The sequence below is a fragment of the Rhodopseudomonas palustris genome (genome assembly GCF_034479375.1).
Taxonomy (GTDB): domain Bacteria; phylum Pseudomonadota; class Alphaproteobacteria; order Rhizobiales; family Xanthobacteraceae; genus Rhodopseudomonas; species Rhodopseudomonas palustris_M.
Window position 1 is genome coordinate 1,179,497 of record NZ_CP140155.1, and the last position, 16,249, is coordinate 1,195,745.

The 16,249-nt window shown below is 64.6% G+C and carries 10 protein-coding genes, 2 tRNA genes and 1 pseudogene; 9 read left to right on the forward strand and 4 right to left on the reverse strand.

Going from position 1 to position 16,249, the window contains the following annotated elements; genetic code table 11:
* Nucleotides 1–40: 40 nt before the first annotated feature.
* The 5 genes and pseudogenes from SR870_RS05180 to SR870_RS05200 all read left to right on the forward strand — a co-directional run bounded on the left by SR870_RS05180 (nucleotide 41) and on the right by SR870_RS05200 (nucleotide 9,925).
* A complete protein-coding gene (locus SR870_RS05180) occupies nucleotides 41–1,489 on the forward strand; it encodes an efflux transporter outer membrane subunit (RefSeq protein ID WP_322516962.1) in 1,449 nt (482 codons plus the stop codon).
* Complete coding sequence (locus SR870_RS05185; protein WP_322516963.1) at nucleotides 1,479–2,891, forward strand: efflux RND transporter periplasmic adaptor subunit; 1,413 nt, start codon at nucleotides 1,479–1,481, stop codon at nucleotides 2,889–2,891. Before SR870_RS05180 ends, SR870_RS05185 begins: the two co-directional genes overlap by 11 nt.
* Nucleotides 2,892–2,945: 54 nt before the next feature.
* A pseudogene (locus SR870_RS05190) lies at nucleotides 2,946–6,070 on the forward strand (multidrug efflux RND transporter permease subunit).
* The gene (locus SR870_RS05195; protein WP_322516964.1) at nucleotides 6,070–9,183 is read left to right on the forward strand and encodes an efflux RND transporter permease subunit; all 3,114 of its coding nucleotides are present in this window, start codon (nucleotides 6,070–6,072) and stop codon (nucleotides 9,181–9,183) included. Before SR870_RS05190 ends, SR870_RS05195 begins: the two are co-directional and overlap by 1 nt.
* A gap of 10 nt (nucleotides 9,184–9,193) precedes the next feature.
* Nucleotides 9,194–9,925 carry a tRNA-uridine aminocarboxypropyltransferase gene (locus SR870_RS05200; protein WP_322516965.1) on the forward strand — a complete coding sequence of 244 codons (732 nt, stop codon included), beginning with the start codon at nucleotides 9,194–9,196 and terminating at the stop codon, nucleotides 9,923–9,925.
* Between the two features lie 4 nt (nucleotides 9,926–9,929).
* Here SR870_RS05200 and SR870_RS05205 read toward each other — a convergent pair whose 3' ends face one another.
* Nucleotides 9,930–10,097, reverse strand: coding sequence for a hypothetical protein (locus SR870_RS05205; RefSeq protein ID WP_322516966.1), 168 nt, complete (start codon nucleotides 10,095–10,097; stop codon nucleotides 9,930–9,932).
* A gap of 85 nt (nucleotides 10,098–10,182) precedes the next feature.
* Here SR870_RS05205 and SR870_RS05210 point away from each other — a divergent pair, with 85 nt between their 5' ends.
* Both SR870_RS05210 and SR870_RS05215 read left to right on the forward strand, forming a co-directional pair.
* Nucleotides 10,183–10,956, forward strand: a complete 774-nt coding sequence (locus SR870_RS05210; RefSeq protein WP_322516967.1) for an exodeoxyribonuclease III — start codon at nucleotides 10,183–10,185, stop codon at nucleotides 10,954–10,956.
* 120 nt (nucleotides 10,957–11,076) lie between these two features.
* Nucleotides 11,077–11,150, forward strand: a tRNA-Cys gene (locus tag SR870_RS05215).
* An 84-nt stretch (nucleotides 11,151–11,234) separates the two neighbouring features.
* On the opposite strand, the gene SR870_RS05220 is transcribed toward SR870_RS05215, so the two are convergent.
* Entirely contained in the window at nucleotides 11,235–11,408 is a 174-nt protein-coding gene (locus tag SR870_RS05220; RefSeq protein WP_322516968.1) for a hypothetical protein, read from the reverse strand.
* A gap of 441 nt (nucleotides 11,409–11,849) precedes the next feature.
* On the opposite strand from SR870_RS05220, the gene SR870_RS05225 reads away from it, so the two are divergent.
* Both SR870_RS05225 and SR870_RS05230 read left to right on the forward strand, forming a co-directional pair.
* Nucleotides 11,850–12,713 carry an ATP-binding protein gene (locus SR870_RS05225; protein WP_322516969.1) on the forward strand — a complete coding sequence of 288 codons (864 nt, stop codon included), beginning with the start codon at nucleotides 11,850–11,852 and terminating at the stop codon, nucleotides 12,711–12,713.
* Between the two features lie 24 nt (nucleotides 12,714–12,737).
* Entirely contained in the window at nucleotides 12,738–15,059 is a 2,322-nt protein-coding gene (locus tag SR870_RS05230) for a S8 family peptidase (RefSeq protein ID WP_322516970.1), read from the forward strand.
* A 156-nt stretch (nucleotides 15,060–15,215) separates the two neighbouring features.
* Here the strand turns inward: SR870_RS05230 and SR870_RS05235 are convergent, their stop codons facing one another.
* Together SR870_RS05235 and SR870_RS05240 are read right to left on the reverse strand one after the other, a co-directional pair.
* The gene (locus tag SR870_RS05235; RefSeq protein WP_322516971.1) at nucleotides 15,216–15,626 is read right to left on the reverse strand and encodes a hypothetical protein; all 411 of its coding nucleotides are present in this window, start codon (nucleotides 15,624–15,626) and stop codon (nucleotides 15,216–15,218) included.
* 312 nt (nucleotides 15,627–15,938) lie between these two features.
* A tRNA-Asn gene (locus tag SR870_RS05240) sits at nucleotides 15,939–16,013 on the reverse strand.
* Between the last annotated feature and the right edge of the window lie 236 nt (nucleotides 16,014–16,249).

Sequence of the window (16,249 nt, forward strand, 5' to 3'; positions counted from 1 at the left end):
CGTGGCGATACGCCGCGCCCAGCGATGGTTCGCGCCCTGCATGAGCACCACATTGCGCTACCTTGGTCGGTCCGTGAGGATGGTCGCCGCCTCGGCGCTCGTCCTCAGCGCGGGCGGCTGCATCCTGACCAAGGACCTGCCGGACCCGGCGCTGGATCTGCCGCCACGTTATAAATCCGCGTCGCTGAAGACCGTCGACGCGCCGCCGACGCTCGATTGGTGGCGCGGCTTCCGTTCGGCCGAGCTGACGCAATTGATGGAAGAGGCGCAGACCGTCAATCTCGACATCGCCGCGGCGACCGCGCGCATCCTGCAGGCCGATGCCCAGGCGCGGATCACCGGGGCGGCGCTGCTGCCGTCGCTGACCGGCAACGGAAGCGGCTCGCAGAACAAGACCTCCGGCAGCAACATCACCAACACCACGATCGCCGGCCGCCGCTATGCGACCTATTCGGCGTCGCTGAGTGCGAGCTACGAAATCGACTTCTGGGGCAAGAATCACGACGCCGCGCTGGCCGCGGAAGAGACCGCCACGGCCACCCGATTCGATCGCGACGTCGTCGCGCTGACGACGATGGCGAGCGTCGCCAACGCCTATTTCCAGGTGCTGGCGTCGCAGGACCGGCTCCGCACCTCGCGCGAAAACATCGCCAGCGCGCAGCGGATTCTCGACGCCATCAAGCTGCGGCTCGCCGCCGGCACCGGCAGCGATCTCGACGTCGCCCAGCAGGAGAGCGTGCTGGCGAACCAGCGCGCCGCGGTGCCGCCGTTGCAGCTCACGCTGGCGCAGAATATCCACACGCTGGCGACGCTGGTGTCCCGGCCGCCCGAGAGCGTGAAGATCATCGGCGGCTCGCTGAACCGGATCTCGTCGCCGCGGGTGACGCCGGGATTGCCGTCGGAACTGCTGACGCAGCGGCCCGATATCCGCCGCCAGGAGGCGCAGCTCGCCGCCGCCACCGCCAATGTCGGCAGCGCGCGGGCGCAGTTCTTCCCGAGCATTCAGCTCACCGGGCAGGGCGGCTATCAGAGCACGGTGCTGGCGTCGCTGTTCACGCCGCAGGCGACGTTCTCGAGCCTCGCCGCCGGGCTGACGCAGCCGATCTTCGACGGCGGCCGCATCCAGGGCAATTTCGATCTGACCCGGGCGCAGCAGGACGAACTGCTGCAGACCTATCGCAAGACCGTGGTGTCGGCCTTCGCCGACGTCGACAACGCGCTCGAATCGATCAAGCAGAACACCGAGCGGCTACGGCTGCAGCGGCAGGTTGTGGCTTCGTCGCGGCGCGCCTTCGGTCTCGCCGAACAGCAACTACGTGCCGGTACGGCCGACATCGTGACTGTCTTAAACACGCAACTGACACTATTTACGGCTGAGGATGCGCTGATCCAGACGCAATTGGCGCGCTATCTGGCGATCGTCAGCCTGTTTCAGGCGCTCGGGGGCGGCTGGGAGCCGAGGATGGAAAGACCGCTCAATGCTCTTTAAGCCGGAGACCGACGACGCGTCCGGCACCGGGGCCGGCGCGAAGAGTGCCGGCGCGAAGAGTCTTGCGTCGCGCGCGCGGCGGCGGACGGTGTCGTTGCTGGTGACCGCGATCATCCTCGCCGGGCTCGGCTACATCGCCTGGACCGCGTTCCAGACCAAGCCGGCGGCCGTCACGGGGCGCGGTGGACCGCGTGGCGACATGGCGGTGCCGGTGCTGGCGGCGACCCCGGCGGTGAAGGACGTGCCGGTCTATCTCGACGGCGTCGGCTCGGTGAAGGCGCTCGCCAACGTCACCGTGCGCGCCCAGGTCGACGGCAAGCTGGTCGCGGTGAATTTCACCGAGGGCCAGGACGTCAAGGCCGGGGACGTGCTCGCCGAAATCGATCCGGCGATCTATCAGGCGCAATACGATCAGGCGGTGGCGAAGAAGGCGCAGGACGAGGCGCAGCTCGCCAACGCCAAGATCGATCTCGCCCGCTATCAGCAGCTCGCGGCGTCGAACGCCGGCTCCAAGCAGCAGGCCGACACCCAGAAGGCGACCGTGGCGCAGCTCGAGGCGCTGGTGCGCTCCGACCAGGCGGCGATCGACAACGCCGCGGCGACGCTGAGCTACACCAAAGTGGTGGCGCCGATCTCCGGCCGCGCCGGCCTGCGCCAGGTCGACAAGGGCAACATCGTCAAGTCCGCCGACGCCACCGGCATCGTCGTGATCACCCAATTGCAGCCGATCGCGGTGCAGTTCAGCCTGCCGCAGCAGCAGATCGTGCGCGTCAACGCCGCCTCGGCCCGGGGCACACTGCCGGTCGACGTGTTCGGCAATGACGGCGTCACCGTCATCGACACCGGCATTCTGCGGGGGATCGACAATCAGGTCGACCAGACCACCGGCACGGTGAAGCTGAAGGCGGAATTTCCGAACGCCAGATTTCAGCTCTGGCCGGGGCAATTCGTCAATGTCCGGCTCAAGGTCGAAACGCTCAACCAGGTCGTGGTGGTGCCGACCTCGGCGGTGCAACGCGGACCGGCGGGGACGTTCAGCTACGTCATCGACCAGGACAATGTGGCGCATGCGCGGCCCGTCAAGGTGACGCAGCAGAACGAGACCGAGGCGGTGATCGCCAGCGGGCTGACGCCCGCGGATCGTGTCGTCACCACCGGCTTCGCCAATCTGTCCGAAGGCGCCACGGTCCGAATCGGCGACGGCAGCCAGACGCCGGCCGTCGACCTCGCGCCGCGCAAGCGCGGCAGCGGCCCGCCCGGCGAGCCGAGCAAGCAGAGCGAAGGCGGCGCCGAGAAAGGCAAGCGCCGCGGCGGCGAGGGCGGCGCAGGCGCGCAGCGACCGAACGGGCAGGCGGCTCCCGCGGCGGGCGCCGAATCGGCGGGGGCTGCGAAGGCGCAGTGAGCCTTCGCCGCCGCCGATGTGAATACATGAAGCCGCAGCGCTGAGGACAGAAGCATGAGCGTCTCCGAGCCGTTCATCCGGCGCCCGATCGCGACCTCGCTGCTCGGCGTGGCGCTGCTGCTCGGCGGCGTGCTCGGCTATTTCTCGCTGCCGGTGTCGGCGCTGCCGCAGGTCGATTTTCCGACCGTGCAGGTCTCGACCCGGCTGCCGGGCGCGAGCCCCGACGTGGTGGCGTCGCTGATCACCGCGCCGCTGGAGCGGCAGCTCGGGCAGATCCCGTCGCTGACGGCGATGACCTCGACCTCGTCGTTCGGCGTCAGCCAGGTGTCGCTGCAGTTCGACCTCAACCGCGACATCGACGGCGCGACCCAGGACGTGCAGGCGGCGATCAACGCCGCCGCCGGCATCCTGCCGAAGAACCTGCCGTATCCGCCGACCTACGCCAAGGTGAACCCGGCCGACGCCCCGGTGATGACGCTGGCGCTGACGTCGACGACCGCGTCGCTGCGGGCGATGAGCGACATCGCCGATACGATGCTGGCGCAACGGCTGGCGCAGATCAGCGGCGTCGGACGGGTCGCTGTGCTCGGCGGATTGAAGCCGGCGGTGCGGGTGCAGGCCGATCTCGCCCGGCTCGCCGCCTACGGCATCTCGATGGAAGACCTGCGCACCGCGATCGCCGGCGCCAATGTCTCGGGCCCGAAGGGCTCGCTCGACGGCGCGCAGCAGGCCTACACCATTGCCGCCAACGACCAGATCGCGACCGCCGACGCCTACCGGCCGATCATCGTCGCCTATCGCAACGGCTCGCCGGTGACGATCGGCGACGTCGCCAACATCCTCGACGGGCTGGAGAACGACCGCACCGGCGCCTGGTACCAAGGCACGCCGTCGGTGATCCTCGACATCCAGCGCCAGCCGGGCGCCAACGTCATCGACGTGGTCCGCGGCATCCGCGCCGAGATCCCCAAGCTGCAGAAGATCATCCCGGCCGGTGTCAAGCTGACCGTGGTCAGCGACCGCACCGAGACGATCCGCGCCTCGGTCAACGACGTGCAGTTCACGCTGTTGCTCAGCGTCGGCCTGGTGACGCTGGTGGTGTTGCTGTTCCTGCGGTCGATGCGGGCGACGATCATCGCCGGGGTGGCGCTGCCGCTGTCGCTGATCACCTCGTTCGGCGTGATGTATTTCGCCGGCTTCAGCCTCGACAATCTGTCGCTGATGGCGCTGACGATCGGCACCGGCTTCGTCGTCGACGACGCCATCGTGATGATCGAGAACATCGTCCGCCACATGGAAGAGGGCGAGAACCCGATGCAGGCGGCGCTGTCGGGCGCCAAGGAAATCGGTTTCACCGTGATCTCGCTGACGATGTCGCTGATCGCGGTGTTCATCCCGCTGTTGTTCATGTCCGGCCTGGTCGGCCGGATGTTTCGCGAATTCGCGCTGACGCTGACGATCGCGGTGGTGACTTCGGCGATCGTGTCGCTGACGCTGACGCCGATGATGTGCTCGCGGCTGCTCAAGCACGCCCATGAGGAGCGCCAGGTGCCGGGGCTCGCCGCCATCACGCGATGGATCGATCGCGGCGCCGAGGCCTATCACCGCAGCCTGCTCTGGGTGCTGAAGCATCAGCGCGCGACGCTGGTGGTGACGTTCCTCACCATCGTGGCGACGCTGGCGCTCTATGTGGTCGCGCCGAAGGGCTTCCTGCCGCTGCAGGACACGGCCTCGATCACCGCCGTGACCGAGGCCGGGCAGGACGTCTCCTTCGCCGAGATGCAGGCGCGCCAGACCGAGGCCGCAGACGCCATCAAGGCCGATCCGGACGTGATCGGCGTGTCTCCGTGATCGGCGCCGGCCCGGTCAATCCGACCACCAATGTCGGCCGGCTGGTGATGACGCTGAAGCCGCGCGGCGAGCGCAAGGCCGGCGTCGGCGAGGTCATCGAGCGGCTGAAGCAGCGGGTGGCGTCGATCCCCGGCATGACGGTGTACTTCCAGGCCGTGCAGGACGTGCAGATCTCGACCCAGGCCAGCCGCTCGCAGTATCAGTACACGCTGACCGCGACCGACGGGGCGCTGCTGTCGGAATGGGCCGCGAAACTGGTCGCCGAGCTGCGCGACGATCCGCTGTTCCGCGATGTCTCGTCGGAGGCGCAGGAGCGGGGCCTACGCGCCATGCTCGACATCAACCGGCAGCGGGCCGGACAGCTCGGCGTCAGCATCCAGGCGATCAACGACACCCTGAACGACGCCTTCGCGCAGCGGCAGATCTCGACGATCTACGGCCAGGCCAACCAGTATCGCGTGGTGCTGGAGGCGATGCCGGTCTACCAGAAGGATCCCTCGATCCTGTCGAAACTATACGTGCCCGGCACCGACGGCGCGCAGGTGCCGCTGTCTGCCGTGGCTGAACTGAAGCGAACCACGGCGCCGCTCTCGATCTCGCATCAGGCGCAGTTCCCCTCGGTCGCGCTCAGCTTCAATCTCGCGCCCGGCGCGTCGCTCGGCGAGGCGGTCGATGAGATCAGGGTGATCGAGACCCGGATCGGAATGCCCGGCAGCATCGTCGGCGTGTTCTACGGCGACGCCGCAGAGTTCTCGAAATCGCTGTCCGGCCAGCCCTGGCTGATCCTCGCCGCCTTGGTGACGATCTACATCGTGCTCGGCGTGCTGTACGAGAGCTTCATCCATCCGATCACCATCCTGTCGACGCTGCCCTCGGCCGGCGTCGGCGCCATCCTGGCGCTGATGCTGTTCGGGCAGGACCTGTCGGTGATCGGGCTGATCGGCATCATCCTGCTGATGGGCATCGTCAAGAAGAACGCCATCATGATGATCGACTTCGCGCTGGAGGCGGAGCGGCACAAGGGGATGTCGTCCTACGATGCGATCGTGCAGGCCTGCCTGCTGCGCTTCCGCCCGATCATGATGACGACGCTGGCGGCGCTGTTCGGCGCGCTGCCGCTCGCGGTCGAAAGCGGCACCGGCTCCGAGCTGCGGTTTCCGCTCGGCATCTCGATCATCGGCGGCCTGCTGCTCAGCCAGTTGCTGACGCTGTACACCACGCCGGTGATCTATCTCGCGCTCGACCGGATCAACCGCCGGTTCGAGCGGGCGCTGCCGCCGGCGACGCCGTCGCCGCCTCTGGCCGGCCCGGCGGAGGAGACGCGCTGATGGCCTCGATGTCCGGGCCGTTCATCGCCCGACCTGTCGGCACGACGCTGCTGGCGATCGGGCTGTTTCTGCTCGGCCTGGTGTCCTACGCCTTCCTGCCGGTGGCGGCGATTCCCAACGTCGACTTCCCGATGGTGATGGTGACGGCGTCGCGGCCGGGCGCAGCACCCTCGGTGATGGCCGCGACCGTCGCCGCACCGCTGGAGCGGCGGCTCGGCGAGATCGCGGGCCTCGACAAGATCACCTCGACCAGTTCGCTTGGCACCACGCGGATCCAGTTGCAGTTCTCGATCGGACGCAACATCGACAAGGCGGCGCGCGACGTCCAGGCGGCGATCAACGCCTCGGTCAGCGACCTGCCGACCGACCTGCCGACGCTGCCGAAATTCCGCAAGTTCAATTCCGCTGCGGCGCCGGTGTTCATCCTGGCGCTGACCTCGAAGACGATGCCGGTGAGCGCGATCTACGACGTCGCCGACACCGTGCTGGCGCAGCGGATCTCGCAGGTGCCCGGCGTCGGCGACGTCACCGTCTCGGGCGCAGATCAGCCGGCGGTGCGGATCGCGCTCAACCCGGTGGCGTTGTCGAATGCCGGCATCGCCACCGACGACGTCCGCACCGCGATCGTCAACGCCAATCCGGTCGGCCCGGTCGGCACCTTCGACGGCGACCGCCAGAGCGAGACGATCGCGACCAACCCGCAGATGCGCACCGCGGCGCAATTCCGTGACATCGTGATCAAGAGTACCGGCGGCAACACGCTGCGGCTGTCGGACGTCGCCACGGTGTCCGACGCCACCCGCAACAGCCGGCAGATCGCCTGGTACAACAAGCAGCCCGCGGTGCTGATCCAGATCACCAAGCAGGGCGACGCCAACGTGATCGAGACCGTCGATCGCGTGAAGGCGCTGTTGCCGGAGTTGAAGCGCTGGATGCCGGCGTCGGTGGAGATCTCGGTGGTGACCGACCGCACCGGCACGATCCGCGCCAGCGTCGACGACATGCTGTGGACGCTGCTGGCGACCGCCGTGCTGGTGATGGTGGTGGTGCTGACCTTCCTGCGCCGGCTGACGCCGACGATCGCCGCCGGCGTGTCGGTGCCGCTGGCGCTGGCCGGCACCTGCGCCGGGATGTGGCTGACCGGCTTCTCGATCAATAATCTGTCGCTGATGGCGCTGGCGATCGCGGTGGGCTTCGTCGTCGACGACGCCATCGTGATGATCGAGAACATGTATCGCAATCTCGAGCGCGGCATGGAGCCGATCCGCGCCGCGACCGAAGGGGCGAAGCAGATCGGCTTCACCGTGCTGTCGATCAGCCTGTCGCTGGTCGCGGCTTTCGCGCCGCTGATCTTCATGGATGGACTCGTCGGGCGGCTGTTGCGCGAATTCTCGCTGACGCTCACCTATGCGATCGCGGTGTCGACCGTGGTGTCGCTGACGGTGACGCCGATGATCTGCGCGCATTTCATCCGCGCCGAGACGACGCCGCGCAAGCCGAACTGGTACGACCGCGCCTTCGACGGCACGCTGAACCGCATCGTCGGGTTCTACGCCTGGACGCTGCGCGCGGTGCTCGGCTTTCCCGGTCTCACCATGCTGGTGTTTTTCGCCACCATCGCGTTGACCGTGACGCTCTACGTCCAGGTGCCGAAGGGCTTCTTCCCGATCGACGATTCCGGCTTCGTCATCGGATCGACGCGCGCTTCGGCCGACGTCTCGTTCCAGGCGATGCGCAAGCTGCAGGAACAGCTCGCCGACATCGTGATGGCCGATCCCGCGGTGGAGGGCGTCGGCTCGGTGCTGGGCGGCGGTGGCGGCCCGGGCGGCGGCGGCTCCAATCGCGGCACGATGTTCATCAATCTGAAGCCGTCGGCCGAGCGCGCGGGCGTCACGACCCAGCAGGTGATCGACCGGCTGCGCCGCCAGCTCGGCCAGGTGGCGGGCATCCGGCTGTTCATGTTCGCCGCACAGGACCTGCGCGCGGGCGGCCGGCAGAGCGATTCCAATTATCAGTACACCATCGCCAGCCCGGACCTCGATCTATTGCAGAAATGGGCGCCGATCATCTCCAAGCGGATGCAGACCGTCGAGGGCATCACCGACGTCTCCAGCGACCGCGACGACGGCGGGCTCGAACTGACGCTGTCGATCGACCGCAACATGGCGTCGCGGCTCGGCGTATCGGTCCAGGACATCGACAATGCGCTCAACAACGCGTTCTCGCAGCGCCAGATCGCGACGATCTACACCCAGCGCAACCAGTATCAGGTGGTGCTGGAGATCGATCCGAAATTCCAGAACGACCCGACCGATCTCGACCGGATCTTCGTCGCCGGCGCCGACGGCGCGCAGGTGCCGCTGTCGGCGGTGGTGAAGGCCAGACGAGGGCTGTCGCCGCTCGCGGTGTACCACTCGCAGTCGATCCCCTCGACAACGGTGTCGTTCAACCTGCTGCCGGACGTGCCGTTGCAGGATGCGACGGCCAATATCCAGCGCGCGGTCGACGAACTGCACATGCCGGAAGGCATCCGCGGCTCGTTCGACGGCACCGCCGGCGATTTCGGCGCCGCCTCGAGCAAGCAGCCGCTGCTGCTGCTCGCCGCCCTGATTGCGATGTACATCGTGCTCGGCGTGCTCTACGAGAGCCTTGCGCATCCGCTGACGATCATTTCCACGCTGCCCTCCGCCGGTCTCGGCGCGCTGTTGGCGCTGTTGGTCACCGGCACGCAACTGACGGTGATCGCATTCGTCGGCATCATCATGCTGATCGGCATCGTCAAGAAGAACGGAATCATGATGGTGGACTTTGCGCTGGAGGCCGAGCGTATGCGCGGGATGTCGTCCGCGGACGCGATCTTCGAGGCCTGCATCGTCCGCTTCCGGCCGATCCTGATGACGACGCTGGCGGCGTTGTTCGCAGCGATCCCGCTGGTGGTCGCGGTCGGGCCGGGCACCGAGTTGCGGCGGCCGCTCGGCATCACCATCATCGGCGGATTGTTGGTGTCGCAGGTGCTGACGCTGTACACCACGCCGGTGATCTATCTGCTGATCGACCGGGCGCGGCAGTGGCGCAGGCGAAAGCCCGCGTCTGTCGTTGCGCCGGCGGAATAGGCGGCAACGCATGGCAACCGATAAGACACCTCACGCCCTTCCGCTCGCCGAGCCGATCCCCGAATGCGCGCGCTGCGGCAAGCCGCAGCCGCTGTGCATCTGCGACAGCGTCGAGCCGCTCACCAGCAAGATCCAGCTTCTGATCCTGCAGCATCCGCAGGAGCAGGACCGCGGGCTCGGCAGCGCGCGGCTGGCCGCGCAGCATTTCAGTAATGCGGTGGTGAAGATCGGGCTGTCGTGGCCGAGCCTGTCGAAGGCGCTCGGCCGCCCGGTGCGCGACCCGTCGCGCTGGGCGGTGCTATATCTCGGCTCGGCGCGCGCGTCGGAACTCGCCACCGGCGCCGAGATCATCGCGATCGACCGCAAGGGCCAGGCCGAGCCGTTTCAGGAGGACATCCTCGACGACATCGAGGGCGTGATCCTGCTCGACGGCACCTGGAGCCAGGCCAAGGCGCTGTGGTGGCGCAACGCCTGGATGCTGAAATGCCAGCGCGTGATCCTCGATCCGGCCGCGCCGTCGCGCTACGGCAAGCTGCGCAAGGAGCCGCGCAGCGACGGCCTGTCGACGCTGGAGGCCGCCGCGCTGCTGCTCAGCCGGCTGCAGCACCGCCCGGACATCGAGACCGTGCTGCTGGCCGCGTTCGACCGCATGCTGGCGCGCTATCGCGAGGTCCAGGCCGAGATGCCGGAGCTGGCGCCGAAGCCGAAGAAGCGGGACTACAGGCGGAAGAAGCGCGGCTGACGCGCTATCCTTTGTCTTCGGCCTCGCGCTTGGCTGCGGCCGCGTCTTTGGCGGCCCCGGGCGACGGATTGTCGCCGGTGCCGGGCGCCTGCTGCTGGCTCTTGGTCGCCGCCGGACTGACGGTGGCCGCGCGGCCCGCGACCGGGGTGGGTTGATGGTCGTCCTTGGACATTGTGGCCTCCTGCGTTGACAGCAAAGCAACCGCAGCCGGGCGTCGGCGTTCCCGCCTGCGCAGGGATGCTTGCGAGGAGATGCCGGTGAAGATCGCCACCTTCAACGTCAACAACGTCAACAAGCGGCTGCCGGTGCTGCTCGGCTGGCTGAAGGCGGCGAAGCCCGACATCGTCTGCCTGCAGGAGCTGAAGGCTGCGCAGGACGACTTCCCGGACGCGGCGCTGCGCAAGGCGGGCTACTCCGCCGCCTGGGTCGGACAGAAGAGCTGGAACGGCGTCGCGATTCTGGCCCGCAAGCGCGCCGAGATCGTGGTCACCCGCCGGGCCTTGCCGGGCTCCGCCAAAGATCTCCAGAGCCGCTATCTGGAAGCTGCCGTCGCCGGGATCATCGTCGGCTGCCTGTACGCGCCGAACGGCAATCCACAGCCCGGGCCGAAATTCGACGCCAAGCTCGCCTGGATGAAGCGGCTGAACCGGCATGCGGCCAAGCTGCTGAACAGCGGCGTACCGGTGGTGCTGGCCGGCGACTTCAACGTGGTGCCGACGCCGGCCGACATCTACCCGACCCGGTCTTGGGACAAGGACGCGCTGGTGCAGCCGGAGCCGCGGGCGCTGTTCGCTGCATTGCTGAAGCAGGGCTGGACCGACGCGCTGCGTGCGCTGCATCCCGAGCAGGCGCCGTACACCTTCTGGAGCTACTGGCGAAACCGGTTCGAGCGCGACGCCGGACTGCGGATCGATCATCTGCTGCTCGACCCGGCCAGCGCGCAGCGGCTGGCGCGCGGCGGCGTCGACCGTGCGATTCGCGGCATGCCGGACGCCAGCGACCATGCGCCGGCCTGGATCGTGCTGAAATAGCGCGGCGCGAACGACAGCGCGCCGTGACGGCAGGAGATGCGGGCGCGGCCGCCCCGTCGCAACGGTCTGGAGCGAGGCTGTTGCCTCTCCGGCTCCGGGCCTATAGAAGTCGGCCGTTGGGGCCACGTGGCGGAGTGGTTACGCGCCGGTCTGCAAAACCGTTTACTCGGGTTCGATTCCCGACGTGGCCTCCAACCATCCCAGCCAAATTCAGCGAGATCGGCCGGTCGGAACGGGCAGGTGAGAACCAGTCGCCTGGTCGGACGCGTCGCCGTGTTTCAGGACGCGTGCCAGCCGGACGGGAACGGGATCAGCGGCCATTCGATCTGATTGTCGTTGGCGGCGCGGCGCATCGACGTCACCTGGCCTGCCACGCGGGCATTGTCCTGGTCGCCTTCGGCGAAAGCGTGGCTGACGTCGTCCAGCAGGCGGGCGTATTCGGCTTCACTCATGGTCGGCTCCTGTCGAGCCGCACTGTGCCGAACACGTTTTGGGTTCAGGTTGAACCGATCGTTCGAATTTTATCGATCTCCGGTTTTAGCTCGGCCGCTGGTCGCGCTGTCGATGCCGATGGTCCGGTGTGCGTCGGCGCCCAGATGGGGTATGGATTGTTCCACCACTCGTTGCGCCCTCGATCTGTTACGATTTGCGACGACGCCCCCACGGACGCTCTACGGTCATCAAATGGATGCAGAGCTCCGCAATATCCTGTAATTTCTCTTGGAATCGGAGGGGAGCCCCCGCAATTGCCTTCGGCGGTCGACATCGGCAAAAGGGATTCCTTTCCTGAGAAGATTTTGGCGGGCTATGAGACACCTTAGACTTGTGATGGCGGACGATTGCAGCCTAGGATTCGGGTTGGGTCGCGATATGGCGACACCAGAAGGTCGGCCATGAGGTCCCCCCGACGAAAACCCATCACGGCCATTGAGCCGGGATTGCCTCTAATAACGCTTAAGCTGCCGAAAGATAGTTCGTATTCCAGTTTAGTCGAAGTGGTGGTCCCAAGGCGTTCTCGAGACGAACTGATTCTTTCAACACGCAATGTCCAAACTTTTCTCGGTTTGATGGAAGAGTTTCGTGGCGCGGACTTGTTGCGCCGCCATGGTTTGGAGATCAGATCGAAATTGCTCTTCTGTGGGCCCCCGGGTTGCGGGAAAACACTAACAGCTGAAGTTTTTGCACGCGAGCTTGGGCTTCCGCTCGTCGTTGCTCGACTTGATGCAATCATCTCGTCATTTTTAGGAGAAACCGCGACCAATATACGAAAGGTGTTCGAAAGCGCAGCTGATCAGCCCTGCGTGCTCTTTCTTGACGAATTTGACGCGTTGGCCCGTGCGAGAGCGGATGGTTCCGAGCACAATGAATTGCGGCGGGTAGTCAACAGTCTGCTCATGCTTATTGATCGATTCAAGGGCAGAGGATTTCTCATTGCTGCCACCAATCTCGAAGAATCTCTAGACGCAGCAATCTGGCGACGGTTCGACGAAGTCATTATTTTCGACCTTCCATCACAGCGCGAAATAAGAAAGTTGTGCGAACTTAAGCTCAAAAATTTTCCTGCTCCCTTTTCGATTGCAGACAAAGTCGCGGACCTTCAAGGCATGTCCTATGCTGACGTTGAGCGCGTATGTGACAATGCTATCAAACGTTCGATTCTAAAGCGCTCCAAGACACTCATCGAATCTGACTTTGATTTCGCTATGCGAGAAGCGCAGCGCCGTAAAGAAGTAAGAGCTAGACTGCACCCGCACTAGTTCGCATCATCGATTGCAAACAAGATGGCCACATACGAGCACCTTTCATTGCAACGCCTCGTCGGGGAGATGGACCGTAGAAAGCATGGTTTCGGAAAACCCTCCGGCAGAGAGCCCAGCGCTCACGGTGCGAAAATCCAAGCTGAAGTGATTGATGCAGTTGATCGGCACAAGGCGCGGCCAAAGATTGGAGACATAGACCCCGCCCTTATTCTTAAGGTGGTAACGACGGGTATTGTGAGTGAAGAAGACTGGGCAAGGCTCGACCTCACGGTCCTGGCCATTGAGCCGGACAGGACGATTATTCTCTTTGCCGACGACTCCGAGCTTACTGCGTTCAAACAAAAGGTCGAAGCGTATAACGGGGAGAAGCCAGAAGGCCAAAAGGGTCAGCCGCATGCTGGATTAATTGAAGCAATAGAATCTGTGGGCGACCTAGCAGCCGAGGACCGTATCGGGACGGTACTTCAGTCGGAGGGCTTCGTTTCTCCCGCATCATTTACCGACAATCGCGAAAGGCTCGACGTTGAGCTCTGGCCCGTGGCTGACTTTAACGCTGACCTGTTCGTTCACCGGGTGACCACGTCACTCCGAGAACATGATGGAACGGTCGTCAGCACGTACCGGGGTAGCTCCGCCTTGCTCATGCGCATTGAGGGTGCCGGGGAAGCTATTCGCGCAATACTGGAGCTACCAGAAGTCCGCGCAGTTGATCGGCCGCCAACGCCCGACTGGCCCGAGCTAGCGGCGAGCGAGCTTACCGTAGGCACTATGCCGGATTCTGTTGCCGCTGCCGCCGACGCCATAACTATTGGAATCGTCGATAGTGGTCTCACGTCGGCACACCCATATCTGATAGGCTCCGTAGTCGTTGCTTTCGGACAGCCCGCCGCCCTAGGAGACAGCGATGAAAAGGGGCACGGTACCCCAGTCTCCGGCATTGCGGCTTACGGGGACCTCCGTCAACAATTAGCGGCCCCGCCTTTTGAAGCAAAGTTTCGAATAGCTAGCGCTCGTGTTGTTAACGCCGCAGGGCGCTTCGATGATGATCAACTTGTTCCGACCCAAATGGACAACGCAATACGCCGTCTGCATGATGATTACGGTTGCCGTGTCATCAACATATCGTTGGGTGATATCAAGCGTCCGGTTGGAGCAAAGCCTAGTGCATGGGCTGCCGTACTCGATTTCTTGGCGCGTGAACTCGATGTCGTGGTGATTGTGTCTGCCGGAAATGCCTCCTCGGCAGAACTGACCGCGCTTGGCGATGGCATTGTTGCCGAGTACCCGCGTTTTTTGCTGAGAGAATCTAATCGCATTTTGGAGCCAGCTAGTGCTGTTAATGTTTTGACAGTTGGTTCAATAGCGCACTCGAACGGCCTTTCCCCAGTAGATGCCGACAATGTAGGTGTTCGACCAATTGCCGGGATCGCGCAACCATCTCCGTTTACGCGCATCGGCCCAGGAGCAAATCAGGTCATGAAGCCTGACCTTGTTGACTTCGGCGGGACTGCGGTTTTTGATGGCCCGACGCAGAGCCTCCAAAGCGGCTCAAACCGAGCGAATGCTGGCATTCTGTCAACTCACAACCAATATCTTCAGCAGTTATTGAAGTTTCATTCAGGAACGTCATTTGCTGCGCCTTTGGTCGCGCACAAGGCGGGGCTTATTCTTGGGAGTTTCCCAGATGCTTCGGCCAACTTGGTTCGCGCATTGTTAGGTCTAAGCGCGGAGCAGCCCGAAGCAGCGCTTGCATGCTTGGGCGATGACGCGGACGCAGCGTTCAACGTGCTCGGTTACGGCGTCGCGGACGTAGGCCGAGCGCTTGTATCGGAAGACAACCGCGTAATCCTCTACGCGGAGGACTCCTTGGCCGGGGATAAATTCGCCGTGTATGAAATTCCAATCCCTGCGGTTTTTCAGCAGAAAGGGGCACGGCAGATACGCGTTTCCCTTAGCTTTGATCCGCCCGTCCGCCATACTCGTTTTGACTACGCTGGCATCAAAATGGGATTTCATCTTATTCGTGGTGCGAGCGCAGAACAGGTCTTCGCGGCGTTCCGCAAATGGGAGGCCAACGAGGGAGAGCCATTCAGTTTTGATGGAGTTCACAAGTGCGACTTGAAACCCGGAGCCCAGCGTAGGGAGCGTGGAACGCTGCAGTGCGCCACGTTTGCGATGCACCGGAATGTCGGTAAGTATGGTGATAGCTACTACCTCGTCGTTCGTTGTGAGAGCGGTTGGTCGTCCGAGGATCAGAATTTTGCAGTTGCTGTCGAAATGCGATCGGTGGCAGACATACCTCTCTATGCAAGAATCAGAGAACGCGTACGAGTCCGCGTATAGTATCGCCTTACGGTTGGGGTGCCTGAGAGCGGTGCCGTATTGGGCAATAGCTCGGAAGGTCTCGCTGTGGCCAGTACCATTGCGTGTGAGCCCGGTGCGCGCAGCAAAAAGCCGCCCCGCGAGGGACGGCTTTCGCTCAGCGCATTTGCGTGCCGCTTACTGGCAGAGATGCATCCGGCCGTCCTCGCCGCGGAAGGTGGTGCCGGGCATGCAGACGAAGCCGTTGCGCCGGGCGTAGGCCTCGGTCACGCCGCCGTTCCATCCGTAATCCTGCTGATAGCCGGTCTGGAACGGCGCGGTGGCGATCGCGCCGGCCGCGCCGATCGCGCCGCCGACCACGCCGGCCGCGACGTTGCCGGGCCAGAACGCATTGCTGTCGCGATAGTCACGACGTGCCTGGTAAGTGCCGTTGTACGGGCTGTTCATGTTGTAGCCGCGGCAGTCGGCGTTCGGATACATCTGTGAGCAGGCGCCCGGATATTGCGCGGCGCGCTGCGCCGAGGCGGGGGTGGCGATGGCCAGCGCAACGGTCGCTGCAGCAGCGGCAAAAGCGATTGATCGAAACATGGGAGGGTCTCCTGTTGATGATCTTGATCACGTCGATCCCGATAGCGACGCAACGTGATGCAGGGAGAGAGGTTCCTGCGATGCAACAGGGCAGATTCAAAGCGGCGTGAGGGAACGGCCCGCCGTGACCACGGCGTATGCGACTCGAGGGAGGGGGGGCATCTCGGCGTTCGGACAGGCGCATCGTCGCGCGCTCACTCTGTCCGGCGGCTGTTCGGTGAATTCGAATGAATTGGGACCGCACACCGTCCCGCCGCCGATCGACATCGCCGACCGACAGCCACCAAGGTCAGCGATGTGCGAAAAAGATGTTGGCTCCCCGGGCCGGATTCGAACCAGCGACCAACCGGTTAACAGCCGGTTGCTCTACCACTGAGCTACCAGGGAACGAGCCGAAGCGAACTTCGCGGGGCAGCGTATAACAAAGCCGTTCGGCAATGGAAAGCGGAAATCCACATGTCGTGACGTTGGAGTGACGCCGCCGCAGGCGGGAGCCGCTTCAGCCTTGATCTGGTGTTTGCCGGGACGATGAAAAGGGATGCCGGCCCGGCTTTTTGCGGGGTTTGCGGATTATTGCGTTTTCGACTGCGTTGCATCATGGATGACGCGGCTTCACTTCTGCA